We start from the raw sequence: 25,790 nt of genomic DNA on the forward strand, positions 1-25,790 counted from the left end.
TTTTAAAATTAAGGCTGGCATAACGGAAACCAACAGGCAGGTTATGAGTGATCTTAATTTGATAGCAAGGATGGTTACTCCTCAAAATTTAGCCCGTTTCATGACTTATTTTAAAGATAAGTTTGCTGATGAGGATCACAAGAATAATCCGCTTATACAACAATTGGCGGCCAAGCCCGATTCTGCAACGCTTGCCGATGTTAAGGCAAAGATTGGCACAACTTACGGCGGTAACACCGGATATGCTGAATTTACTTCAAAACTCCGCGGCGTAAAAACACCGGAGGAAATAGCCGTATTGAAAAAAGCGGTTGAGATCTCAAGCCTTGCCCATCTGGCAGTAATGAAATCGGTAAAACCCAATATGAGCGAGCGCGAGGTTGAAGGCATCATGACCTACGTGCATAAAAGATACGGAGCAGAAGACGAGGGCTATCCACCAATTGTAGGTGCAGGCGCTAATGGTTGTATCCTGCATTATGAAGAAAACTCGGCCACAAAAATTGATAACCAGTTATTACTCATGGATGTTGGTGCCGAATATCATGGCTATTCTGCCGACGTTACCCGCACTGTACCGGCTAACGGCAAATTTACCGAAGAGCAAAAAGCCATTTACCAATTAGTTTACGATGCGCAGGAAGAGATTTTTAAATTGTGTAAAGCGGGAGTTCCCTATGCAAGTCTTGAGCAAAAATCGGTAGAAGTATTATCGGCCGGATTAATTAAGCTTGGTATTATCAAGGATGCTTCAGAAGTACGTAAATATTACCCGCATGGCTGCTCGCACCATTTAGGGCTTGATGTGCATGACAAAGGCGGTCGCGGTAATTTGGAAGAGAACTGGGTGATCACCGTTGAGCCGGGGATCTATATCCCTGCCGGCAGCCCCTGCGATAAAAAATGGTGGAATATTGGCGTACGTATTGAAGATGACGTACAAATTGGTAAAGACAAGGGCACAATCCTGTCGATAGATGCGCCGCGCAAATGGCAGGATGTTGAAAAAGCTGCTACTGAGAAAAGTATTTTTGAGGCTACCAAATTTCCGGAGCTGAAATAAAAATAACGCCAATAGAAAAAGCCCGCCGCGGCCCGGCTTCAGCCGAGTGGCAACTATTAAGCGGCCTCTGGCCGCCGAAGCGAACATACCTTGCGCTCGTTTGTAATGCGATATCCGCGATGCAATCGCCGAACCATATTAAGCGCTCGTTGCAAACGAGCGCAAGAAAATAACAGAACTTCGGCGGCCAGAGGCCGCTTAATAGTAAACACTCGGCTGGAGCCGGGCGTTGGCGATAGTATAAGCGTACTTAAACACGAAAGCCCTCCGAAATTCAATCCGGAGGGCTTTCTATTTATGAATTATTCTTACTTCTTAATCCTGCTCTTCAACTCAGCCAATGGCATGGTAACCATACGGCCTATTGGCTTTTTACCACGATAAGTGATCACCCTTAGCGTGGTTGCATCTTTAGGGGCATCTATCGGCGCTGTATATTTTGGATAAAACCTGTCGGGGAACGAGTTGTCGAAGCTGTAATAAGTGTCCAGCCCGTTTACCTCATTTGTTAGTGTGATTTTTAACGTGCTGTCAGGATTCAACACTGCATCAAATGATGGATCGTAAGCGCTTGGGGCTATCTTGGTTTCGGCTTCATCAAAGCGCGGGAAATGTTTCTCAACCCGGCTAAAAAATCCGTCCCAGTTTTTAGTTCCTTTTGGCGACCATACATCCTCGGCAATAGCCATGCCGCGTGGCCAGGTCATATATTCGGCTTGGCGGATGTTGTATACCTGCTCGGTCCATAAGTTGGCCTGACCGCCTTTAATGAGGCGTGCATCAACACTATCAGGTACAGGCTCCCAAGAGTAAGTTTTGTTTAAGCGAAGTGTGGCATAGATCTTGGTTTCGTTTACACGGTCGCTTTGCATGTAATCAAGGTAAGCGAACGTTGTTGGGCTCATGACCACCTCATGGCCTGCTTTAGCAGCGGTGATACCTCCCTGAATACCCCGCCAGCTCATCACAGCTGCATTAGGGCCCAGACCGCCCTCAATGATCTCGTCCCAACCCATGAATTTTTTGCCTTTCGATTCTACAATCTTTTCAAGTCGCTTTTCGAAATAAGCCTGTACTTCGCTCATTGTTTTCAGGTTTTCTTTGGCCATTAATGCTTTGATGGCATCACTTTGCTCCCAGAAGTTTTTGGCGCACTCATCACCCCCTAAATGGATATAGCCAAAGGGGAACAACTGTGCAATTTCGGTAATAACTTTATCCATAAACGTATAAACGTTTTCGTTGGCAGGGCAAAGGGTATTGTCGACAATAGCGCGGTTATGCGGGCCGCTCCAATCCATGAAAGGCTCGCCGGAGTTCACCACATATTTATCGGCACCCGGAGTGCATGAAAGCTCAGGGTAGGCAACTATCGCAGCGAGGCTATGGCCCGGTACGTCAATTTCGGGCAGGATGTTCACAAACCTGTCTTTGGCGTATTGTACCAACTCTTTGATATCTTCCTGGGTATAAAAACCGCCGTAGGTACGTGGCTCATCAGGTGTAGGTGGAGTAAACGTACCAAACTGGCCTACTTTTTTACGTTGTGCGATCCTACTTCGGTTAATCTTGGCAGGCTTTTGATCTCCACGCGCCAACCTTCATCATCGGTAAGGTGTAAATGCAGCAGGTTAAATTTATACTTAACCATGGCATCGATGTATTGCTTAACCTCGGCTTTGGTAAAAAAGTGGCGTGATACATCAAACATCAACCCTCTCCATCCAAACCTTGGATAGTCGGTAATTTCAACCGCGGGTGCAGTCCATTTTACGCCCTTGGCTACTTCCAGTCCTTCAATTTCTTTAGGCAACAGCTGGAAAAACGTCTGTACGCCATAAAATAGTCCCGCGGCATCATTAGCGTGGATCACTACTTTTTTAGAGGTTACGGATAATTTATACCCCTCGGTTTTGAGAACTGTATCGGCTGTTTTATTTAGAATCAGCCTGATGGGCGCTGTCGGCGCTACACTTTTTACGGTGATGAATACACCCGTAGCAGTAGACAGTTTTCTTTTAAGATAGGCAGTTACATTTGCCACATCGGCAGATGAACCGGCTTCTACAATTACTGTTTTGGGCAGCACAAACTGGCCGGTAGTTTGGGTAACTTTTACCGGTTGCGGAATAAGCGCGAGTGCCGGTTTGGTTGTTTGGGCCGCAGAAAGCAGGTGTGCCATACAGCCGCAAAGCAATAAGGATAATTTCTTCATAAAGAATTGTTATTTAATTGGATGTACGCAAATTAAACTTTTTAAATAATATTAAGAAGTATATTTTCTGAACCATGATTTTTAGGATTTGAGGATGACCAGTATATTGTCTGAACTCAAATTTTAAAAGAATTTTTAGATTCTTTTTTGAATTTGCAGAGCGTTCTGTAATTATTTAATTCCTTAAAATTCCTGTTCAGACAAAATCGGTGAAATCAAAAATCAATCGATGAAACCCCAAAAAAAATCCGAAATCGAACATTCGAAATCCAAAATTCCAATCACACCCTGATATAGATATTCCGCTTGTCGAGGATGTAGGCAACCAGCCAGCAAATCATCATAAAACTGATAGCGAATAGCAATGATCCAATCGGGCCGGGCGCTATAGCCTGGTAAAAAGCGGTGTTGATCCAATCGACAGCGTTTGTGCCGTTTATCATGATCATACTTACCGGGATCAGCAGTATTTCGGATAGCACATATATAGGCAGCGGATTTTTCCCCATGGTGGTGAAAAAACGGGCCCAATTGCCTTTATTCCAATTATTAATTTCCAAAGCATATATCAAGGCTGAGAGGATCACTAAATCCAACCCGGTGGTTACCAGCACAAAGGAGCTTGTCCACAGTTTTTTATTGATCGGGAAAACCATGTTCCAGCATAAGGCCAGGAAGATGAACAGGCAGCCGGTTAACAGCAATTTGGTGGTGGTATCATATCCCTTACCTTTTTGCTGGATAAATTTACCTGCATAGTATCCAACTACAACGTTAACAATTGCCGGTAACGTGCTTAATACGCCTTCCGGATCGAACGGAATACCCTCGCCGTGATATAAATGATCAGGCCCGAACAAAAATTTATCAAGGTAGATGCCTGCATTGCCGGTCATGCTCAAAGGGTCGGCTGGGTTGCCATACACCAGCAGGATGATCCAGTAGATCACCAGAAATAACCCCGATAAAATGAAAACCGTTTGTTTGGACAGGAAATGGATCATGAGCGAGGCAAAGCAATAACACAGGGCAATGCGTTGCAAAACACCCATAATGCGGGTATGGGTAATTGTTTTTAGATGAAAATGCCCGCCGCTTGTTGAAAAGAAAGGGAACCAGTACATGAGGTAACCTATTAAAAATATGAGCAGGGTACGCCTGAAAACTTTGCTTAGCACAGCCGAGTTGCCCATTTCCTGGTAGCGTTTCATTGAAAAGCTCATGGCGTTGCCTACTGCAAATAAAAAAGAAGGAAACACAAGATCGGTGGGGTGAAGCCATGCCATGCGGCATGTTCAAGTGGCGAAAAAGGGGCTGCTCCGCTGCCCGGCGTATTTACAATGATCATGAAGCATAAAGTCATGCCACGAAATACATCCAGCGATAAAAACCGCGATGATGATTTGTCCATAAATGGGTTTAAAAATGTTTATAATCAGCTTTTCAGAAGCAGGGATGTTAAGGCAAGATAATAAACTTACCGGGAAGTATGCTTTCCCGATAAGTTGTCAGGTTATTTATAATTTTGCATTTTCCTGTTACCAACTGAACACCAGTTTATTAGCTTTTAGCTTTGCGCATTTTGCTTTCAGCTTTAATTAATGATAGCCCGGATTTTGTTTCAATTGCGGTGTGCCGCCCTTAGCGCTTAAGTCAATCTCTACCAGCGGTATCGGGAAATATTCGCTTTTACCTTTAATAAATTTACCGCCTTTTACATCACTGGTCAACGTACTTTGATATGCTATGTAAGCATTAAGCTCGGTATCGGCAATGCCCCAGCGTACAAGGTCAAAAAAGCGATGACCTTCCATGGCAAGCTCAATTTTACGCTCAAAATAAATGGCTTTAAGCGCAAAATCTTTGCTGGCAAAGGCACCGCCGGGATAAGGGCTCACTTTATAGTTAGCTGCTGCCTGAGTGGTGAAACCTGCTGTAGGGTCATCATTGTCTTTGTATTTGTGTACAAAACCTTCAGGATTAGCTGCGCGGTTACGCACCATGTTTACATAGCTTTCGGCTTTATCAAGGCTACCAACCTGTGCTTCAACCTCAGCGGCCATTAACAGTACATCGGCGTAACGAATAATGTTATAATTGATGCCTGAGCCTGGCGCCCATGAGGTGTTATCGCCGTTTACATCCTGCTCGGCCTGGCCGTAAACGTTTTTGATAGGCGAATAAGGGCCGCCGTACTGCTGATCTCGGATCCAGTCGGCTCCCGGATGTAAGCCCCAGTCAAGATAAGGGATCCCGCGGCGACCGGCAGTCCAGTCAAGGCGCGGGTCAATAGTACCTGCGTCAGGAGTATAATCGTCGGCCGATGCCAGGCCCATATCTGTTTTTATAGCGTGGCTGTTATAATCGTCAAGATATGGTAAGCCGGTAGTTGAATTGGTGCGGAAATGATTTACAAGGTCAATTGATGGCTGGTAAAAACCACAGCAGCTAAACGGGCTGCTATTGCCATACGGAAAGTTAAGCATATCGCCGTTATTTGCCTGCGACGGGCCGTTAGGATCGGTATTGGCAGCAGCCTGAACGGCAAAAACAGATTCGGCGCTGTTGTTGGTAGCCGTTCTGAAATTGTCGTTGAATTTAGCGTTAAGTGCATACTTTTTACCGTCGGAAGTTACACCCTGCGCAATAACCGCATCAAATACAACCTTTGCTTCAGCATATTTATGCTCGTACAGGTATGTTTTACCTAAGTATGCACCGGCAGCCCATTTATTGGCGCGGCCAACTTCGGTTTGGATATTAGGCAGATTGTCGTAAGCGTATTTGAAATCCGCTTCAATCTTTGGCCAGATATCTGTATTGTTGGGTTGATTAATGTCGGTTGTTGTTTCATCAAGATAGGGCACATTATTAAACATCTTTTTCAGGTCGAAGTAATAATGCGCTCTTAAGAAACGGGCCTGTGCAAGTATATTGGTTTTGTTTGAGGCTGATATCGAAGTAACCTTATTGGTTATTTTGATGGTGTTGTTTGTGCGTGATACCCCCTCGTAATCGGCCCGCCATTTGCTGTCAAAAAAACCATTGCTGGCATCGGCGTTGTATTTCATCATTGGTTCTATCGGTTGCTGATCGCCGGCTATACTGCCTTTTGATGCATCTCCGCCTACTACACCGCCATATACCCAGTTATCCGGCGAGGCTTCCCACGCACCGCCGCCGCCTACCGAGGCGTCGCCGCCCTGCTGGCCATCCAACACTGCATAAGCACCTACAAGCAGTTCATTAGCTCCTGATTCTGTTTCGAGAAATTGAGGCTCGAGGGCGCCGTTAATAGGTTTATCGAGATATGATTTTTTACACGCGCCAAGCGATAGTATACTTAAAAGCGCTATGGAAATAAGTTTTTTAGCTTTCATTGTAATCCGTTTAAATATTGCTGTTATAATGAAAAATTAACTCCGAATATAAAGGTGCGTGGGCTCGCGTAACTACCCTCGTCAATACCAAAATCTTTGGTGTTGCCGCTCAGTTCAGGATCAACACCGCTGTAGCCTGTTAAAGTAAACAGGTTGGTTGCCGATACATAGATCCTTAACTTTTGGATCCCCGCCTTTTTAAGCCCTGCAATGTTAAAGGTGTAGCCAACCTGCGCGTTACGCATGCGCACGTAAGTGCCGTTTTCAACAAAGTATGAGTTTGGTGTAGCGCCGCTGCTGGTTGATGCGTCAAGTTCCTGGATAGGTGCCTTTGCATTTTGATGAGTTGGCGTCCATGAATCATTAAGTGCGGTATAGCTTTTTGCTGTACCAAATGAAGCATAGAAATCCCGCCAGTATTTAACGCTGTTCCATAGTTTATTGCCGAATGAGCCGTAAAGGAATACGCTGGCATCAAAGTTTTTATAGTTTACACCCAGGTTTAAGCCGGCAGTAACTTTCGGGTTTGGATTACCGATAAAAGTACGGTCGGCATCGGTAATGACACCATCACCGTTTACGTCTTTATACCTGAAACGGCCAACCTTTACATCTGATTGGTAGTAAGCATTCGGATCGCCGGTGCGGGTTTGTACACCTTTGTCGGCTGCGTCAATTTCGGCCTGCGAATTCCAGAAGCCTACGATCTGGTAGCCATAAAACTCGCCTAAAGAATGACCTACCTGGCTGCGGGTAATTGGGTTATCAAACCTGCTTGTTGCAGAACCAGGAAAGTAGTCCCTGTCATCAGATACTTTTAATACTTTATTATTATAAGTGGTTAAAGTACCTGTCGCATTAAAGCTCAGATCGCTGCTGGCCCTGAAATTGCCGGTAACAGAAAGGTCAAGACCATCGGTTTTCATTTTACCAACGTTTTGTGCCGGGAAAGCACCGTTGCCCGCTGTACCTAACTGGGTAGCATTAAATAACAAATCCTTAATGTCTTTGCGGTAGTAATCGGCAGTTACGGCTATTTTGCCGCCAAATAAGGTTGCATCAAAGCCAAAGTTGGAGTTAATATCTTTTTCCCAAAGCGCGTGAGGGTTGGCTGTTTGATCCTGGTAAAAGCCCGGAGTTAGGTTAAGAGAGCCATCGATAGGATAATACGACTGGCCAATATCATTACTGAACGTAACGTAAGCGTCTTTACTGCCCATATTGATCTGGTTACCCATAATACCCCAGCCGCCTCTTAGCTTCAGGTCGGTAAGCCAGGTAATATTTTTCATAAAGTTTTCCTGCGAGATACGCCAGCCCGCGCTGAATGCCGGGAAGTAGCCATAACGTTGGTCAACCGGGAATTTTGATGAGCCGTCGCGACGGATAGTGGCGTTAAACAGGTAGCGGTCGTTATAAGTATAATCTAAACGGGCAAACTCCGAAAATAATGAGTTGTTAGATTTGCCGCTGTAAGTGTTTTTATTGGTGGTACCGGTAGACAGGTTTACATAATCAGGATCAAAAGTGTAAAAACCCTGAATGCTGCCGCCAACATAACGGTCGTGATCTTCAACGGCCTCGGTACCTACCACTATGTTAACATTGTGTTTGCCAAATACTTTTTGATAGCTAAGGGTATTGGTCCAGTTATAAGTGTAGCTATTGTCTGATCCTTCGCTGTAAGTATTGGTTGAAGAGTTTTCAACGTTTTCATATGTAGGGAACGAAAACGAATGGTTGTTGCTGTTGATGATATCGCCGCCAAAACTGGTACGTAAGGTAAGGCCGGGAATAATGTCGGCTTCGGCAAATACGTTACCAAGCAAACGATAACTTGTTGACTGGTTGTTTTTTGTACGCTGCTGTATAGCAACCGGGTTATTGGCATCGCCAAGGCCCGTACCGTAACTTCCCGCATAGTTACCTTTAATGTCGTAAACAGGAATAAGGGGCTGTTCGCGCAGGGCATGTGCAATAACGCCATCCGGGTCATTAGTGCTGACCTGCGAATGTGATGTTCCGTCATTTACCTGCGGCTGCCTGGTTATAGAATAAGCCAGGTTTTCGCCCACTCTGATGTGTTTAGTTACATTATAGGTGGTATTTGAGCGCAGCGTGTACCGTTTAAGATAAGTATCAATCAGTGTACCTTGCTGGTTAAAATAATTTAACGAGAATAAATAGCTGGCGTTATCAGTACTGCCGCTCAACGATATATTGTGGCTATTCATCGGGGCCGATTTAAACAACTCATGATACCAGTCGGTACCGGCTTTGTTGGCCCTTGTTATCCTGTAAAAATTACCCAGGTCTGCAGCTGATGTATAAAAAGGGTTTACATAGTATTTTGATGGATCGACAGATGGGTCACCTTCTTTAGCACCTGCCGGGGTAATATAATCAGGCAGTGTAAAAGCCGAGCCTGTACCGGTTGGGTTGTACAAGGCATCTTTAATGCTGTTATCGCCCGAATTTTTCTTAGCGGTAAGTTTCAGATCGGCCATTTGCTGCGGCGTAATGGTATTCCAGACATTGCCGCCTTTGGGCCTTTGCGTGCCGTAGTAGGCATCATATTGAATATTTACTTTGCCCTTGCCCCGTTTGGTAGTGATGATGATAACGCCGTTTGCAGCCCTTGCACCATATATTGATGCCGAACTCGCATCTTTTAATACCTGGAAGGTCTCAACATCATTAGGGTTCAGCGTGCTTACATCGTATGTTTCCACACCGTCAACTACGTACAAGGGAGTATTATTTCCGAAAGTATTAAAACCCCTGATGTGTACCTGCGGCTCTTCGCCGGGTTGTCCTGACCCGGTAACGGTAACGCCCGATGCCTGGCCTTGCAATTGCGAGTTTACTGATGACGATGCCTGTTTATTAAGGTCTTTAACGTTAACTACCGCAACAGCGCCGGTAAGGTCTTTCTTTTTCTGCGTGGTATAACCAACCACAACCACCTCGTTCAGCGCTTTTGACTCTTCAAGCAAAGTTACGTTGATGGTGGTTTGTCCATTTACCGGAATAACCTGCGTGGTAAAGCCTAAAAAGCCAAATTCAAGTGAGCCGTTACCGTCGGGCAGGGTTAGGGTATATTTACCGTTAATGTCGGTAACTGTGCCTAAATTACTGCCTTTGAGCTTTACACTAACGCCCGGTAAGGGCTGACCGCTCACATCTTTAACTACACCTGTTACAGTTACCGTGACAACAGGTTTTGCATCGGCAGGTTTTATAATGATGATATCATCAACCACCTGGAAAGTAAGCGGCTGTTTTTGAAGCACCTGTTTCATTACCGACTCAATAGGCGCGTCCTGCACATCCACGTTTATTTTCCTGTCAACATCAACCTGGTCAAGCCGGTAAAAAACAGTGTATTTACTGCTTTTTTCAATCTGCTTAAACATTTGCTTAACAGAAATATTGTTCACATTAAAGTTGTAAACGTTTTGTGAATAAGCGGCAGCGTGTATTTGCATAATGCCCGTCAATAGCAGAACGGTTACCAGCTTCATAATTTTGATCGTTTTTTGCCACGGGCCGACGGCCAGAGCGGACTTTCTGTAAAAATTAATCATAAATTTGTTTGTTAATCAGTTAATACGATGCTTCCCCAAGCGTAGGGTATTAGCTTTGATTGCTTTAGGCCCGGGCGTGTTGGTAGCACATCCGGGTTTTTTTATGTAAAAGAGAATGTTAGTTTTTGATCATAGTTTCCTTTTTGTTTTTTTAGTCGTTAATCATTATTGTTGTTTCGCGTAATGTTTACTGTATTGCCATTTATCGAATAATTGATAGCGGTATTAGCTTTTATAATTGCCAGCACTTTTTCAATGCTCTGAATGTTTTTGAAACTACCCGAATAACGAATGCCGCTCAGTTCGGCATCGGTCATGTTAATAGTGACGTTATATCTTCGTTCAAGCACTTTAGCTATCTCGCTAAGGGTAGCGCCATCAAATACCAGCAGGTTTTCCTTCCAGCCGTCATAACGATCAAGCTTTGCCGAGTCAATCTCTGATACCTGGATCTCGTTCAGGCTTTTGGGCTCGGGGGTTGCATAGCTGTAATTCTCTTTTTTGGGGTGATAATAGATCCGGAGCACCTGCCGCGGCTTTACATAAATGCGGCTCATTTCATGCGCGTTGTTATCTACATTTCCCTCTACAGATACCTCGCCTTTTACTACTGTGGTTTCAAAGAACGGGTCGGAGGCATAGGCCTTAAGATTAAACTTTGTACCGATATCCCTTATGGTATAGTTTTTCGTATTTACAATAAAAGGGACCTCTTTTTTACCGGGGGCGATATCAAAAAAGCTTCGCCTTCCAGGTAAACGGTACGGGTTGTTTTACCAAAATCGGCCGTATAATTAAGCTTGCTGCCTGCATTAAGCCAAACCTGCGTGCCATCGCTCAAAACAATTTTTTTAATGGCGCCAGGGTTAGCGGCTATTTGCCTTACACTTTCTACATTTTTTGAATACCTGTTATATAAGGTAACGGTAACCGCTGCCAGTAAAGCAATAGTCGCTGCCACTTTGCCCCAGGTGATCAGCCTTGCATAGCGCGACGGCTCCGCTGGTTCCATACCGGTCGAAAGTTTATTATAGGCATTGTCTTTATTTACAACCGCCGGTTGCAGGTAAAGCATGTTATGCCAGGTATCATACAGTTGTACAAAATACTGCTCGTTTTCGGGGTGCGCACTTATCCATTGTTTAACCTGCTCAAGCTCCTGTGGGGTAGCTTCGCCCGTTATATATTTTACCAGTAGCAGTTTTACTTCTTCGTTATTCATTTGTAATATTATCGTTAAGACAATCGAAAAAACAGATACCCTCAAAACGAAAAGAAATATTTTTCAATTTTATTCGGCGAGCAACCTGAACGTCCCCTTCATATTACGCGTAACTGTTTTTTTACAGAATGTTTGTGATTAGCTTTTCATTATTTCCATATTAAATTTGATACAGAATGAAAAACTCTGTAACTTGTTAAAGTTTTTTAAAAAGTATTCGGATTAATTAAAGGCGGGATTAATGATCCAGGAAAACAAACTACCTATAACCTCATTTACACAGGGTGACGCGAAAACGTTTGAAACCCTGTTCAGGCTATACTATACCCGCTTAACTTTGTTCTCCAATCGTTTTGTAAACGATTTAACCGTTGCTGAAGAAATTACCGCCGATGTATTCACCCACCTGTGGGAGCGCGGGCATGAGGTCAATTTCTGCTCATCAGTAAGTTCCTATCTTTTTAAAATGGTGCAAAACCGGAGCCTTAACTACCTTAAGCGCCAGAAAATAGAAAACCTTTACGTTAATTACCTCGAAAAAAACAACTTGTTTGATGAGTTGCGCAATACGCTCGAAAACGGACTGGAGGAAAAAGAACTCGCCCTGCAGATAGAAGCAGCCATAGCTACCCTTCCCGAAAAATGCCGCGAGATTTTTGTACTGAGCCGTTTCAGCGATATGAAATATCGCGAAATTGCCGTACAGCTTAATATCTCCCCTAAAACAGTAGAGCGCCAGATGAGCATCGCCCTCGAAAAATTACGCCAGGTGTTGAAGCATGTGAGTTATATGCTTTTTTAAATTGCCGGTCAAAACCCGGCGAACAGCGAAGGTGAAATGACAAAAGAAGGCCTGTTAGCCTGAGCCTGTCGAAGGGTTGCACGCAGGCATCCCGTCCATGCTTCGAGGACAAGGCTATGACAGCAGTTCATCTTAAACTCGCGCTCTTTTTTAACGAGTGTTTTAATCATCGGAAATTCCGTTCACAAAAAAGCCCGGCTTCGCCGGGCGCTAAAATCTAATTTATCATCTGCACATTTGAAATCTGCACATCTAAAATCAATTATTTAGTATTATCGGCGTTAAATAATTTTGACTTATCTACTTTCTGAACAGCTTGCCCATCGCTAAGCGTTTTTGAAATAGCCGAATATGGAGCTGATACAACTTCTTCGCCACCTTTAAGGCCGGATAAGATCTGGATGTAACTATCGTTTTGGATACCCGTAGTTACCTGTACCTGTTTAAGCTTACCTGCGTTTAGTACAAATACGTATTCTTTGGCTACCGGACTGATTTGTGGTTTACTCTTATCCTCATCAGCTTTAGGCGGGCCGTTATTTTCTTTCTTTTCCTCGCGGGTGGTTACCGATTGGATTGGTACCGACAGCGCTTTGGCCGAATTAGTGCTGATATCAACAGTGGCTGTTAACCCCGGACGGAAAGGTGATGGATTATCGGCTGTTTTCTTTAACAGTGCGGCATATGAATCGGCATTGATCCTCACTTTTACAGTAAAGTTTGTTACCTGGTCGGCAGATGTACCTACCACGTTTGCCGAGCTACCTATTTCAGTTACCACACCGGTAAATTTCTTGCCTAAAAATGCGTCTACTTCAATTTTTGATGAATCGCCAAGGGAAATGCGGTTGATGTCGTTTTCATTCACGTCAACATTCACATCCATTTTGCTCAGATCAGATATAGTCATGATCTCGGTACCGGCAAATTGCTGGGTACCCAAAACACGCTCACCTTTTTCAACAGATAGCTTTGAAACCACCCCGTCAACCGGCGAGTAAATAGTTGTTTTCGCGAGGTTATCCTGTGCTTCCTTAACCGATGCCTGTGATTGTGCCAGGCCATATTGCGAGCCTACCACATTTTGTTTGGCAGCTTCAAGCGATGCTTTAGCGCCTTCATAAGCAGCTTTGGCATTTTCAAATTCCGAAACCGTTAACACTTTTTTATCATAAAGCTCTTTACTGCGCTTGTAAATACCGGCCTGGTTAGCATAGGTAGCTTCGGCTTGTTTAAGCATCTGGCTTGAATTACCTACGCTTGCTTTTTGGGTATTGTATGACGCGATAGCCCGGTCATAACCTGACTTTAAAATGTCGGGCCTGATCTTACAAAGCAATTGGCCTTTTTTAACCACATCACCCTCTTTTATTGGCAGCTCAACCACCTCACCCGATACTTCGGGGCTTATCTTAACCTCAACATGTGGTTTGATCTTTCCGCTGGCCGATACGGTTTCATTTATTTCGCGTGTTTCGGCCTTTTCGGTAGCTACCTGGGTTAGCGCGGGCTTGCCTATCAGGCCCGTAACCTTAGCAATGATCAGCAGGACAATCAGTGCGCCAAGACCTATCAGAATATATTTAGTAGTTTTTCCCATGACGGTGAATTTGGATATTTTACGGTTAAGATTTTATTAAAGTGTTATAGGGTTACCTAAATAATAGTCAATGACTTTGCTTCTGAAAATCACCTGGTATTGCGCCTCAATCATATCAAACTGCGATTTGTTAAGATTGGTTAGCGATGTATTATAATCAAGCGAGTTAACCAAACCTACTGTATAGCGTTGCTGGATAATATTAAACGCATCTTTATTTGCGTTATAAGTTTGCGTTGCCGATGCATAACGCTTATCAGCCGCCTGTAAATCCCATACCGCCTGGTAGATAATCTTGCTCAAATTGTTGCGGGCCAGTTGCGCTGTAACCTCGGCATTTTGATTTTGCAGTTTTGCTTTCCTAACCGCTGTGCGTGACAGAAACCTGTTGAAAATCGGGATCTGTAAACTCACCCCTACAGATTGGTTAAAATTATCGCTCAGTTGCCTGAAGAATGGGTTGCTTTTATAACCAACTTTATAGTTAGGCACTACAACCGCCTGTTGCGAATTTTGCACAAAACCAATAGTGTCAAATCTGCCTGTTGGAGTAACACCAAATGGCGTGTTCTTGGCATCAGAAAAGTATGAACCGGCAGCACCAAATAATACTACCGACGGATAGTAGTTGCCTCTTGCTATTTTAACACCCTGCGCCGCAGCTTTTTGACGTTGCTCAGCCAATAACACATCTGGGTTTACTGCAAGAGCGGTTTTTACAACTTCCTGGGCATCGTATACAGTTTTCACATTGTTTAACTTACTGATGTCGGGCCTTTCAACTCTAATATCAGTGCCGGGATCCATCTCCATATATTGCTTTAGGGTCAATAAGGATTGCTCCAGCTGATTTTCGGCATTGGTATAGTTAAGGTCGTTGGTTGATAGCTGCGCTTTGGCTTGCGACAGATCGGCAAGGGTTTGATTACCCACATCAAAGCTTTTCTGGGCGCGGTCCAAAGCTATTTTTGATACATCAATTTGCTGTTGCGCAGCCTTTACCAAATCCTGGTTGGTTAGCACCAGCAGGTAGGTAGTAACCACGTTCAATATCAGGTCGTTTTTTACTTTGGCAACGTTGGTTTTGTCAGCATCAAGCAAAATCTTGTTCTGAATTACTGTATTACGCAATTGCCCGCCCTGAAACAGTGTTACCTGCGAGGTAAAGTTACCATTAACCGCCAGGATGCGCTGGTTGCTGAACTGGTTGGTTGAAGGGTCGATATTACGGCCAAAGTTGAATGAGCCCTGTGGGCTTACGGCTAAATTTGGCAGTTGATTATATTTCGACTGTTTAAGATCTTCGTTGGTGATGGCAGCTGTAAATTCGGCCTGTTTAATGGTAAGGTTACGTTCAAGGGCCAGGTCTACCGCCTTTTGCAAGCCTATTACTTCCTGCGCGCCGGCATTAATGCCGCAAACCGAAAATATTATTGTGCAAATGAGCGTTGCTTTAACTGATAGTAATAATTTTAGTTTCATAAGGTTTTTCTATACAATGGTAAGCAACTGTTCATTACATTGCAGTGTTTATTTTTGTTAAATGTTGTTAATAGGGATAAAACACAAACTACCTCATCTGTATGTACCTGGTTAAAACCCCGTGGCTGCTGAAAAAGCTTTATCCCCAACTTACCTGGGATATAAAATCAACTGACCGTTGCATTTATCTCACTTTTGACGACGGCCCTATACCAATTGTTACACCGGCTGTATTAAATATTTTAAAACAATACAATGCCAAAGCCACCTTTTTTTGCATTGGCGACAATGTACGCAAGCACCCCGATATTTTTGAACAGGTAAAAGCCGGTGGCCATGCCATTGGCAACCATACTTTCAATCACCTTAAAGGATGGAAAACCGATACCCAAACCTATGTTGATAATTTTTTACAGGCCGATAAATTGCTGGATACATCGTTGTTTCGGCCCCCTTACGGAAGGATAAAAAGGTCACAGGCCCGCGCGCTGAAAGCAGCGAAACCCAATCTGAATATTTTTATGTGGGATGTGCTCAGCGGCGATTTTGATGCGGCCCTTAAACCTGAAGATTGCTTAAAAGGAGTGCTTAAATATACCGAAGCAGGATCGATGGTAGTATTTCATGACAGCATCAAAGCTTTTGATCGATTGGAGTATGTACTGCCCAGGGCATTGGAGGCTTGGAGCAAGGAAGGGTATAGTTTTAGCCCCCTAACCCCCTAAAGGGGAAAATAACAGTTGGCAATAAAAAAACCGGATGCCAATATCGGCACCCGGTTTTTGAGTTTTTAAAAGCTACCGATAGCTTATTTTTTTACAGAAGCATTTTCGGCTGCTTTTATAATTACAGCGGCAACTGCTTTAGGTTGCGATATGAAAACCACATGGCTTCCTTTTATTTCAGTTATTATTGTATTTGAACGTTTGTACATAGCACGTTCTATATCAGGATTGATGCTTTTATCTTCAGTGGCAACTATGCCATAAGCAGGTTTAGTTTTCCAGGCTGCATTAGTGATAGGGGTGCCAAATCCTTTTGCATAAAAGGCACCTTGTGAAGCATACATGAAATCAGCATCTTCTTTGCTTATATCGGCACAAAAACCGGCATGGAATTTAGCTTTGTCATAATAAACAATGCCTTTATCATCAGGTGCCAGAACACCATTTTCAGGAGCAGGAGGAGCAGTTTGCAACCATTGAACAGATGTTTCACCTTTATCTGGCTGCAGTGCCGCGATATAAACAAGGGCTGCTACTTTTGGGTTGTTACCTGCTTCGGTAATTACCGTACCGCCCCATGAATGGCCTACCAATACCGCAGGTCCGTCTTGTTTGTCCAATGCTATTGTTACAGCTTTAACATCGTCTTCCAAAGAAGAGAGTGGGTTTTGCACCACTGTAACATTATATCCTTTTTTGGTAAGTTCATTGTATAATGCCTTATAGCCAGATCCATCAGCAAATGCGCCGTGTACCAGCACTACATTTTTTACGGCCTGGGCCTGTGATGAAATAGTAAAACCTAATACGGCTGCAAAGGTTAATGCCAGGCTAAGTAGACCTATTTTAATTCTGTTTTTCAATGTTGGAGTTTTCATATTGTTTTATCTTAAATGTTGTATTTGATTTAACAATACAAAAGTGCCCCAAATGCGGCAGGTGGGAAATGTCGCCGCTTCCCGAAAGATTGTAATTTCTTCCCGAATGGCTTAAATGAGTTGGGAAAGTTCTTCAATTCCCTCCCTTGGGGAGGGGTGCGGCTGGTTTGCGCGGTGGCAGGGAGGGGTTTGTACGCCATGTAACGGATATATCGGGCTATGAAACCCCTCCCTACACCCTACCAGGAGAGGGAATCGCACCTCCCCCACTTTTTACCTTTTTAGTTCAACACATTTGCTTCCTTTTACGCTGCCACCGGCTGCGCTTTCCCATTTCTGAACTCTGCGGGCGACTGCCTGGTATGTCGTTTGAAAAAATTACAGAAATAGGCAGGATCTTCAAAACCCAGTTCATAAGTAATTTGCTTAACCGACTTTGTGGTGTAGCTCAACAACCGCCTCGCCTCAACAATAATACGCGCCTGGATCACCTGTTGCGGCGTTTTGTCGTTATAAAGGGAGAAAATATTTGAGAGCGTTTTGGGCGATTTATTCATCAGTCCCGCATAAAAGTTAACCGAATGCTCGTTTTTGAAATTCATTTCAACCAGCAGGTTAAATTTCCGGAAGATATCCAGTTTTTGATCCTGGTTATTTTCTGCGGGAATGTATTCTGTACGGGCCATCTGAGTTACCATGATGATCAGCCGCTTTAACAGCATGATCAGCATGTCATTCTGAATTTTATCTTTAATATGCAGTTCCTGCGTAAAAATATCAAGCAGTACTTTAAGCTTCGATTGGCTGGGATCATCCAGAGGAATGAACAGCAGATCGCCCATCCCAAAAAGAAAACCTACGCAGCTTACTTCGGTATCATGGTCTATCAAACAATAAAACTCCCTGTTAAATTGCCAGGCGATGATATTAGCCGACCTTTCGAACGTAAAGGTTTGGTCGAACATGAGCGGTAACAGCGTATTCCCGTTAAATACATGATCTGCACCATCTATATTGATTATTTGACTCGCGCCGGTATTCCAGGCTATGGTAAAGTACTTCTTTGTTTTATCACGGGTATAAAAGAAACGGTCAAAATTTTCTTCCCCGCTGATCAGTAACAGATCGCCGCCGGTTTTATGGTCGGAAACAATTAACTTCATTAATTTTTGGTGCTAAAGATAAGGCAGATTGATGAGGTTTTAAACAAAACATCCGCATACGGTTTAATGCACACGGATGTTCATACAGTATTTAAACTGTTTTTTTACACTTCCGAAGCTTTTCTGGCTGCTTCAATAATCACATCGGCAACAATCTCTGGTTGCGACATAAAAATCACATGGCTGCCTTTTACCTCGGTTACAATAGTGTTTGATCGATTATACATAGCATGTTGAATATCCGGATTGATACTTTTATCCTCGGTAGCAATTAAACCATAAGCCGGTTTATGACGCCAGGTCGCGTCAGTTATCGGCGAAACAAAACCTTTTGCGTAAAATGCACCTTGTGATGCATACATAAAAGCGGCTTCATCGGCATCAATGTCAGCGCAAAATCCAGCGTGAAACTTGTCTTTATCATAGTATACAATGCCTTTTTCATCGGGAGGTAACACGCCGTTTTCCGGTGCAGGTGGTGCGGTTTGCAGCCACTGCAGTGCTGATTCGCCGTTATCCGGCTGAAAAGCCGCGATATACACCAGCGCAGCTACATTTGGATGATTACCGGCTTCGGTAATTACAGCGCCACCCCACGAGTGCCCGGCAAGGATGGCGGGGCCACTAATCTTGTCTAATACAACATGGGTTGCTTTTACATCATCTTCCAATGAGCTTAGCGGGTTTTGCACCACCAATACGTTATAACCTTTTTTAGTAAGGATTTGATAGAGTGCTTTAAAGCCAGATCCGTCTGCAAACGCGCCGTGTACCAGCACTACATTTTTTAAGTTTTCCATGGTTAATTTGTTGTTTTATAATGATTTGATTTATCACAAAGCAACAAACTGTTTCAAGCTTAAACAATGCAGTAATAGCGGAAGTACATGTACAATTAGCGGTATTTTTTACGGAAAGCCCCCGGCGACATCTTTACCATCCCAATGAACATCTTCGAAAAATAGACGTAATCGGCGTAACCCAATTCATAAGCAATGGCCTTAATGGTTTTATCGGTATAAATCAGCAGGCGCTTTGCTTCAAACATGATCATATTCTGAATCCAGTAACTAACCGTTTGTCCGGATATTTCTTTAACCGCTTCGTTAAGATATGGGGTAGATATATTTAAAGCCGAAGCATATGAAGAGGGCTTTTTCAATGTTTTATATTCTGCAAAAATCAGCCTTTTAAAAGCCGTAGTGATCCTGACAGCGCTTGAGTCTTTCCTCCCGTGAGCTATTGTACTATCAACGTATTCTCCGGCAAACATGCCTGCTACAGCATCAATCAATCCCCGTTTTATATGTTCCTTACAGCTATTAACACTTGCATCTTTCACTTCAGCGCCCAGCAGTGAAATCGCCGATTTTAGCCTCCCGCCCCTTTCTGCGTTTATCGCCACAGGCGTTTGTACAAAACCTTTGTTCTTGAAGAAAGCAACGTAGTTGTTTTTTACCGTTGTTGAAGTGGGGGTTGCAAGGGGGTGTTAAGAACTAAGAAGTTTGTTAAGAACGTTAAATTAAGGACAGGGGTGCACTACAGTACAAAATAGTTTTATAGAACTTTCGGTTGTATAAGTCCCCTGCCCATAATTGTCTAAGGCCCAGCTAGAATATTTTCCTTGAATCAACAAAGGTTTTTGGCAAAAGACAATTTCAATTAACTAAAAAATACAAACATGGAAAACTACAGTTTTATCTTGGGTGTTGATGTTTCAAAATTGACATTAGACATCAGTTGCGCAGAGTTACGTCTGCACTTGAAAATCAATAATGATAGCAAAGGCTTTGCTGAATTTAAAAAATGGTGCAAGGTAAACGCCATTAGTCTTTGTAAAACATTCATCGTAATGGAACACACTGGCGGTTATGAATATCGGTTCATTCAATTCTGTGATTCATTATCAATTGCCTATTCTCGGATCTCACCTTTAGAAATTAAAAGATCTATGGGTATGACCAGGGGAAAGAACGATAAAGTCGATTCCTTCCGGATCAGTCAATACGGCGAAGAAAAGATCAAACGTTTAAAGCCTGATCAGCCTATCGATACTAATATCTTATTATTAAAACAATTCTTGTCCTTTCGTAAAAGATTGGTAAGGGAAAGTGCTGGGCTAAAGGCTACTATAAAAGAGCGCAAACACAATTATAAAATAAATAAGTCTGATACCGTTATTCGCATTTCGACAGAAAAGATAAAATCGAATCTTAAGTATATTGAACAGTTAGAGGACGAAATAATTTCCTTAATAAAGTCAAATGAAACACTGTTTCTTAACTATCGAATATTGGGAAGCATTAAAGGAATCGGTCCAATAAACGCATGCATGACACTTGCATATACAGAGAACTTTAACTCTTTCACTGATGCCAGAAAATATGCCGTATATGTTGGGGTTGCTCCTTTGAAAATACTTCGGGAACTAGTATAAAGGGCAAAATGCGAACAAGTATCCTTTCGAACAGAGATCTTAAACAAGAATTAAATCTAGCTGCAAAGGTGGCTGTTACACATGATCCAGAAATAAGAGCCAATGCTGATCGAAAACTAAAAAACAAACGCTGCCGGTTGTTTTAAACAACGTAAAATTCAAATTAATCCTCAGAATGTTCTCGCTAATAAAAAGAGGCGAAATGTACGTTGAGAATTATCAAAGAGACTCTTAAAATCAATTTCATGCCATACAGCGGTTTTATTTATGATTCACCATCCTAAGTGCAAAATCGAGTGCTTGATCCGCTGGAACAGCCTTATCGGGTTTTACGCCCACTGTTTCCCAATCTGATTTTGTGATAGGATTAATAGCGCGGGCAAAAGGCACATTAGCTACAAATCCGTTACCAACGGTAAACGGTTGTACCGGATGGGCGCCCCCGCCGGTAGTCTCACCAATAATAACAGCCCGTTTTTGCGTCTGTAAGTCGTAGGTTAGCTCTTCACCAGCTGAAAAGGTACGTTTACTGGTTAAAATATAAATAGGCATATTGTGAAATCCCTTTAAAATTGTATCTGGGATTGCCCAATATGCTGTTGTGGATTTGTCTTTTCTGAAATACAAATCATTCAAATGCGTCTTTTGGTTAAACAATAAACCACAAATGAAACTCACCATCCGTGGATCACCACCCATATTGTTCCTTAAATCGATAATCAATGATTCGCTATTACTAACAAAACGAAAAGCAGCAAGCGTCATTATTTTAGCGGTAGAATCCGGCTCAAAAAACCCACCAATTTTTAAATAGCCGATATTCCCGGGCAAGATCTCTGCTTTATCAAATCCGAAATTCACCCTTTTTCTGAACTTTAGCATTCTTTCTCTTTCCATAATTGTATCAGTTTTGCCATTAGCAGACGTGAAAAGAGGATCATAACTAATGGATAAATGGCCGTCGCGATACACAGACAAGAGATCACTAGTAAGTCTAGCAGCAAACGCAGCCGGGTTTTGAATGGTATCGTAGCTGCCTGATTTAAGCTGGTCCTGAATAAAACTGCCCATCTTTATAGCTGTATCCAAGTAGATATAATTTGCTTTAAGGCTTGCGGATATTTTTGCAACCGTTTCGGATTTTACTTTTTTCGTCAGATTTACTGTCTGAGCACAGACCATTCCGGTTGAAAAAATCGAGATCAGCAACAATGTTGTTTTAAAGATTTTCATATTAAGATTTACAATTTTCTATAATCTTGGTTAAATATTTATCAAGATGTGCTACTTCCTCTTTACTTATTCCATCAAGTGCTTGTTTTCGGTTTCTTTCAGTTATAGGCTGCATAGCCTGTAAATTTGCTATTGCCTTGTCAGTCGGACTAAGGTTAAACCTTCTTCGGTCATTACTATGGATGGCTCTAGTGAGATATTGTTTCTTTACCAGTATTTCGACAATGCGCGTTACAGATGCAAAATCTTTGAAAGCAGCCTCAGCTATTTCCTGCTGCGTCCAGTCTGGATTGTCACTAACTGCTTTTAAAACGAGCCACTGATCTATTGTTAAATCAAAGCCATTTTTCATCATGTTTCGTTGAGCAAATTGCCTGTAACTCTTAATAGCTTTTTCAAGAGAATAAAAAAGTATGGTATCTAGCTTTTCCATATTATTTAATTGATACAATTATAATTGATATATCAATTAAATCCAAATAGCAATTCGACTTATTAATAAAAATGTTTTTTACATATTATTTGGAAATGTTCCAGCCCTAGAATACAACCTTCATCAAGAATAAACTTATAAGTTTGATTAAGCAAAAAGGCATCCACAGCAATAACGTAAGCATCGGCTTCGGTGTCAAAATGCTGCATTACCTGCCCAGGCAAAATGTAATAAACAGATTGAGCCGGTATCACCATCCCGCGCGAATCAACTACGAGTTTCAGGTTACCGTCCGTTACCAATACAAAAAGATAATGTTCGTTGCGGTGAGGGCTCTTAAGAAAATGAAGATCGCCCGCTTTTCTATAATCAACCACTTGCAAACCAAGCTCAATTACTTCATCAAGTTTGATTGTAGGAATAAGTTCATTGCTCATGAATGCTAAATTTAATACAGTTATTACACTGTTGTTTAATTAATTACACAAAGTTGCTTATTCATCGCATGATATATCTATGTACAATTCCCGGATGATTGTAATTATTTCCTGTTGATGTTACCATCTCAAATCCATGCTTTACAAAATAACAGTGTTTTGAACTATTGCCGAATTATCTTTCCTTTGCACCCATGAGCAACGAACTCACCGACAAGGCATTTTGGGCTGGTTACTGGGAATCAAAAAAAGACCTGGCTTTCAATGTGCCGGCTAGTTATACTTTTCACAAGCTGCTAAAAAAGATTATCGATACCCATAAACCGGCGTCGGCTATTGAGCTTGGAGGTTTTCCGGGTTATTTTGCCATTTTTTTGAAGAAGTATTTCGGGTTAAAAACTACACTGTTCGATTTTTATGTGCACCCAAAAGTTTTAAAGGAAGTACTGGATGTCAATCAGCTTAATGATCAGGACATTGCAGTTATTGAAGGCGACCTGTTCAAATACCAACCCGAAACCGAATATGACCTGGTACTTTCATGCGGATTGATAGAGCATTTTAATGATACCAAAGGCATTATTGAAAAACACCTCTCTTTCCTTAAACCAGGAGGCACATTGTTTATTACCCTGCCTAACTTTACCGGTGTTAACGGATGGGTACAACGCAACTACGACCTTAATAACTACGAAAAACACAACATCAATAGTATGAACCCTCCATTACTGGCCGGCTATTGCAAGGAACTTGGCTTAAAAAATGTTGAGGCATATTATTACGGCAAATTTTCGGTTTGGCTGGAGGATAAGGCTAACAAGCCTGCCATAGCTAAAGCGATCACCAAACTGGTGTGGGTAGCCGGCAAGGTTTTTACCAAAATCATACCGGTTGAATCAAAGCTGCTATCTCCTTATATTGTGGTTACCGCTACTAAATAGTGCTTATTCTCTCGCTTTAAGGAAACTATATTTCGCCAGTTTATGGTATAAATATCCGCGCCTTTTCATTGCTTCCGAAAGCGTTTTGTCATCAGCCGGCCCACCGGTTAACTTAGTAACTCCAATTCTTTGGGAGCCATATATACCCGTATGCCCGCTGAAAAGATAGGCTGTGAAACAGGCCACGGCAAACAACAGGGCGTGTTCGCCACCAAAAAGCTCTATACCCATAAAAGTACAGGCCAGCGGGGTATTAGTCGCGCCTGCAAAAACGGCTATGAAGCCCAAAGCTGCAAACAGGCTAACTGGCGCATCAAGTAAGCCAGATAAAGTGTTACCCAAAGTAGCGCCAATATAAAACAGCGGTGTTACCTCGCCGCCTTTAAAACCGGTACCTAAGGTTACAGTAGTGTAAATGGTTTTCCAGAGCCAGCTCCAGGTACCGGCACCGCCGGCATGAAAAGCCGAAGGGATTGTAACAGCGCCAACATGTTCGGCATCTACCCCTAAACTCAGATAATCGGGTTTGCCATTAACAAAAGTAAGCGCGATAATGATCAGCCCGCCAATAAACGGGATCAACCAGGGTGTTTTAATGTATTGGGTAAAAAAACTTTTGATGCCATGTACCATTTTGGCAAAAAGGTAACTGGCCAGTCCGAAAGCGATTGAAGCTACTATGGTTTTAATGATAAGCAACAGATCGGTTGAAATATAACCCGAAAACCAATGCGGGATAACCGGGACAATATCGATATGATAAGGCGTGTGATGAACTCCCCATGCAGCTACAGTAACATCCCCAACAATGCCCGCAATAAGGCAGGGCAGCAGCGCATTATATTGCACCCGGCCTATCGTCAGCACCTCCATTGCAAAAACAGCACCAGTTAACGGCGTACCAAATACCGCACCGAAACCCGCCGCTATGCCCGCGGTAAGTACTGTTTGGGTATCAGCTTCGTTAAGCTTAAGCCATTTGCCTATCATTTGGGCTAAGCTGCCGCCCATTTGTACAGCCGTTCCCTCGCGCCCGGCCGAGCCGCCAAACAAATGAGTGATAATGGTGGTGATCAGCACCAATGGGGCCATACGCTTAGGGACCCCGCCACCGGGGTTATGAATTTCATCAATAATTAAATTATTCCCCTTTTCGGCCGGACCACCAAAAAATTTATAAATGAAAAATATCGCGATACCTGCCAACGGCAGCAAATACAATAACCAGTTATGTGCAAACCTAAAATGGATAGCCCAACTCAACAACCACAAGAATAAGGCAACCGCGCTGCCAATAACAACAGCTATGGGGATGATAATGACCGTCCACCGGAGGGCGTTTTTAAGAATTGCGAAATGTTGCGAAGAAAAAAGTCGGTTTTGATTTTGCATGTTGCTGATATTTATGTACCCACAAAAAATTAGCACAGGATAAAAGCCTGTGAGTTAATTGTCTGTAGGCGCCATCAGCTTTTTAGGGCGGTTAAGTAGGAAGACACCATTTCCTTTTGTGATGCTAATATAGGTTTCTTTTGTTCTAAAACAAAAGTTTTAAAAGCTCGGGATGTGCGATTCCCCTCTTGAGAGTAATAGCCCATAAAAAGGCATAGTCATGAAAATCATCGCGCATATCGACTCACCCCGACATCGCTGCACTCGTCACCCCTCTCTACGCAAGCGTAAAGAGGAGATTTTCTCTTTTATTTTTCTTTACCCTCTTTGCCCAAAGGGCAGAGAGGGTGGTCCAGCGTAGCGTAGACCGGGTGAGTCAACTATACCGCTTGTAATTTCCAGTCTAATTCATCATCTGCTCTTGATGGGCTATTACTCTCAAGAGAGGGGATCTAAAATCTACAAAATAAAATAGCCTTACTTAGCACGTATGCATGAGTAAGGCTATTTTCCCTTGTCTTTTGAACAGACCGGCTCAAGTTATCTACTTAAGCAACGCTTAGTGTTTCCACATCCTTAAGTGCCAGAAGCATTAATTTACCCTGGTATTCCACCCAGATGTCGGCGAAACTATTCTCATCGTACCCCATAAATTTTAATGGATGACCAATGTGCAGGTTTTTCCATTTCTTTCCGATGTACTTAAGGAGTTGTCCGCTTTTTAGTGTGTGCTTTGCCATAAGTTTTAACTTTTAGGAGTGAAAAACTAAATTAATTAACGAAACCGATAAAATTTAACT

At 42.8% G+C, this 25,790-nt stretch carries 23 protein-coding genes and 1 riboswitch; of the genes, 5 read left to right on the forward strand and 18 right to left on the reverse strand.

Translation table 11 applies throughout. The annotated features are described in order from the left end of the window. Window positions 1-43: 43 nt before the first annotated feature. Complete coding sequence (locus ACQ86K_RS28895; RefSeq protein ID WP_091167669.1) at window positions 44-1,063, forward strand: M24B family metallopeptidase; 1,020 nt, start codon at window positions 44-46, stop codon at window positions 1,061-1,063. Between the two features lie 308 nt (window positions 1,064-1,371). Here ACQ86K_RS28895 and ACQ86K_RS28900 read toward each other — a convergent pair whose 3' ends face one another. The 7 genes from ACQ86K_RS28900 to ACQ86K_RS28930 all read right to left on the reverse strand — a co-directional run bounded on the left by ACQ86K_RS28900 (window position 1,372) and on the right by ACQ86K_RS28930 (window position 11,467). After that, entirely contained in the window at window positions 1,372-2,661 is a 1,290-nt protein-coding gene (locus ACQ86K_RS28900) for a beta-N-acetylhexosaminidase (protein WP_431199217.1), read from the reverse strand. Beyond that, window positions 2,595-3,278, reverse strand: a complete 684-nt coding sequence (locus ACQ86K_RS28905) for a family 20 glycosylhydrolase (RefSeq protein ID WP_431199218.1) — start codon at window positions 3,276-3,278, stop codon at window positions 2,595-2,597. The genes ACQ86K_RS28900 and ACQ86K_RS28905 overlap by 67 nt, the downstream gene beginning before the upstream one ends. 281 nt (window positions 3,279-3,559) lie before the next feature. Next, a complete protein-coding gene (locus ACQ86K_RS28910; RefSeq protein WP_431199219.1) occupies window positions 3,560-4,564 on the reverse strand; it encodes an acyltransferase family protein in 1,005 nt (334 codons plus the stop codon). A 312-nt stretch (window positions 4,565-4,876) separates the two neighbouring features. Further along, window positions 4,877-6,658: a RagB/SusD family nutrient uptake outer membrane protein gene (locus tag ACQ86K_RS28915; protein WP_091167540.1), complete on the reverse strand. Its 1,782-nt coding sequence runs from the start codon at window positions 6,656-6,658 to the stop codon at window positions 4,877-4,879. A gap of 23 nt (window positions 6,659-6,681) precedes the next feature. Beyond that, window positions 6,682-10,182 (reverse strand): TonB-dependent receptor, encoded by a 3,501-nt coding sequence (locus tag ACQ86K_RS28920; protein ID WP_218134407.1) that lies wholly within the window; start codon window positions 10,180-10,182, stop codon window positions 6,682-6,684. Between the two features lie 221 nt (window positions 10,183-10,403). Continuing rightward, window positions 10,404-10,802, reverse strand: a complete 399-nt coding sequence (locus ACQ86K_RS28925; protein WP_431199220.1) for a FecR family protein — start codon at window positions 10,800-10,802, stop codon at window positions 10,404-10,406. A 137-nt stretch (window positions 10,803-10,939) separates the two neighbouring features. Continuing rightward, on the reverse strand, window positions 10,940-11,467 hold the full coding sequence (locus ACQ86K_RS28930) for a FecR domain-containing protein (protein ID WP_431199221.1): 528 nt from the start codon (window positions 11,465-11,467) through the stop codon (window positions 10,940-10,942). A gap of 241 nt (window positions 11,468-11,708) precedes the next feature. Here ACQ86K_RS28930 and ACQ86K_RS28935 point away from each other — a divergent pair, with 241 nt between their 5' ends. Further along, window positions 11,709-12,269 carry an RNA polymerase sigma-70 factor gene (locus ACQ86K_RS28935; protein ID WP_091167536.1) on the forward strand — a complete coding sequence of 187 codons (561 nt, stop codon included), beginning with the start codon at window positions 11,709-11,711 and terminating at the stop codon, window positions 12,267-12,269. Between the two features lie 262 nt (window positions 12,270-12,531). On the opposite strand, the gene ACQ86K_RS28940 is transcribed toward ACQ86K_RS28935, so the two are convergent. Together ACQ86K_RS28940 and ACQ86K_RS28945 are read right to left on the reverse strand one after the other, a co-directional pair. After that, window positions 12,532-13,869: an efflux RND transporter periplasmic adaptor subunit gene (locus ACQ86K_RS28940; RefSeq protein WP_090530676.1), complete on the reverse strand. Its 1,338-nt coding sequence runs from the start codon at window positions 13,867-13,869 to the stop codon at window positions 12,532-12,534. A 36-nt stretch (window positions 13,870-13,905) separates the two neighbouring features. Further along, window positions 13,906-15,351: a TolC family protein gene (locus ACQ86K_RS28945; protein WP_091167531.1), complete on the reverse strand. Its 1,446-nt coding sequence runs from the start codon at window positions 15,349-15,351 to the stop codon at window positions 13,906-13,908. A 101-nt stretch (window positions 15,352-15,452) separates the two neighbouring features. Here ACQ86K_RS28945 and ACQ86K_RS28950 point away from each other — a divergent pair, with 101 nt between their 5' ends. Then, complete coding sequence (locus ACQ86K_RS28950) at window positions 15,453-16,076, forward strand: polysaccharide deacetylase family protein (protein ID WP_091167529.1); 624 nt, start codon at window positions 15,453-15,455, stop codon at window positions 16,074-16,076. A gap of 83 nt (window positions 16,077-16,159) precedes the next feature. Here ACQ86K_RS28950 and ACQ86K_RS28955 read toward each other — a convergent pair whose 3' ends face one another. From ACQ86K_RS28955 to ACQ86K_RS28970, 4 genes are all read right to left on the reverse strand, one after another. Continuing rightward, window positions 16,160-16,954: an alpha/beta hydrolase gene (locus ACQ86K_RS28955; protein ID WP_091167525.1), complete on the reverse strand. Its 795-nt coding sequence runs from the start codon at window positions 16,952-16,954 to the stop codon at window positions 16,160-16,162. A gap of 305 nt (window positions 16,955-17,259) precedes the next feature. Then, complete coding sequence (locus ACQ86K_RS28960) at window positions 17,260-18,117, reverse strand: helix-turn-helix domain-containing protein (RefSeq protein ID WP_091167521.1); 858 nt, start codon at window positions 18,115-18,117, stop codon at window positions 17,260-17,262. Between the two features lie 104 nt (window positions 18,118-18,221). Then, window positions 18,222-18,917, reverse strand: a complete 696-nt coding sequence (locus ACQ86K_RS28965) for an alpha/beta hydrolase (RefSeq protein ID WP_431199222.1) — start codon at window positions 18,915-18,917, stop codon at window positions 18,222-18,224. 95 nt (window positions 18,918-19,012) lie between these two features. Beyond that, window positions 19,013-19,522: a helix-turn-helix domain-containing protein gene (locus tag ACQ86K_RS28970; RefSeq protein ID WP_091167514.1), complete on the reverse strand. Its 510-nt coding sequence runs from the start codon at window positions 19,520-19,522 to the stop codon at window positions 19,013-19,015. 276 nt (window positions 19,523-19,798) lie between these two features. Between ACQ86K_RS28970 and ACQ86K_RS28975 the strand changes: the two genes are divergently transcribed. Further along, a complete protein-coding gene (locus tag ACQ86K_RS28975; RefSeq protein WP_256337409.1) occupies window positions 19,799-20,554 on the forward strand; it encodes an IS110 family transposase in 756 nt (251 codons plus the stop codon). A gap of 261 nt (window positions 20,555-20,815) precedes the next feature. Here ACQ86K_RS28975 and ACQ86K_RS28980 read toward each other — a convergent pair whose 3' ends face one another. The 3 genes from ACQ86K_RS28980 to ACQ86K_RS28990 form a co-directional block, all read right to left on the reverse strand. Then, window positions 20,816-21,787 (reverse strand): S41 family peptidase, encoded by a 972-nt coding sequence (locus tag ACQ86K_RS28980; RefSeq protein ID WP_091167512.1) that lies wholly within the window; start codon window positions 21,785-21,787, stop codon window positions 20,816-20,818. 1 nt (window position 21,788) lies between these two features. After that, window positions 21,789-22,220 (reverse strand): MarR family winged helix-turn-helix transcriptional regulator, encoded by a 432-nt coding sequence (locus ACQ86K_RS28985; RefSeq protein ID WP_091167509.1) that lies wholly within the window; start codon window positions 22,218-22,220, stop codon window positions 21,789-21,791. Between the two features lie 62 nt (window positions 22,221-22,282). After that, window positions 22,283-22,657 (reverse strand): hypothetical protein, encoded by a 375-nt coding sequence (locus ACQ86K_RS28990; protein WP_091167507.1) that lies wholly within the window; start codon window positions 22,655-22,657, stop codon window positions 22,283-22,285. 194 nt (window positions 22,658-22,851) lie between these two features. On the opposite strand from ACQ86K_RS28990, the gene ACQ86K_RS28995 reads away from it, so the two are divergent. Next, on the forward strand, window positions 22,852-23,598 hold the full coding sequence (locus ACQ86K_RS28995) for a class I SAM-dependent methyltransferase (RefSeq protein ID WP_091167504.1): 747 nt from the start codon (window positions 22,852-22,854) through the stop codon (window positions 23,596-23,598). A 3-nt stretch (window positions 23,599-23,601) separates the two neighbouring features. Here the strand turns inward: ACQ86K_RS28995 and ACQ86K_RS29000 are convergent, their stop codons facing one another. Beyond that, entirely contained in the window at window positions 23,602-24,990 is a 1,389-nt protein-coding gene (locus ACQ86K_RS29000) for a voltage-gated chloride channel family protein (protein ID WP_091167501.1), read from the reverse strand. A gap of 58 nt (window positions 24,991-25,048) precedes the next feature. Continuing rightward, window positions 25,049-25,113: riboswitch (Fluoride riboswitch) on the reverse strand. A gap of 425 nt (window positions 25,114-25,538) precedes the next feature. Next, the gene (locus ACQ86K_RS29005; RefSeq protein WP_090530691.1) at window positions 25,539-25,730 is read right to left on the reverse strand and encodes a hypothetical protein; all 192 of its coding nucleotides are present in this window, start codon (window positions 25,728-25,730) and stop codon (window positions 25,539-25,541) included. Between the last annotated feature and the right edge of the window lie 60 nt (window positions 25,731-25,790).

Origin of the sequence: Mucilaginibacter sp. P19, from assembly GCF_050632265.1 — a bacterium.
Classification (GTDB): Bacteria; Bacteroidota; Bacteroidia; order Sphingobacteriales; family Sphingobacteriaceae; genus Mucilaginibacter; species Mucilaginibacter gossypii.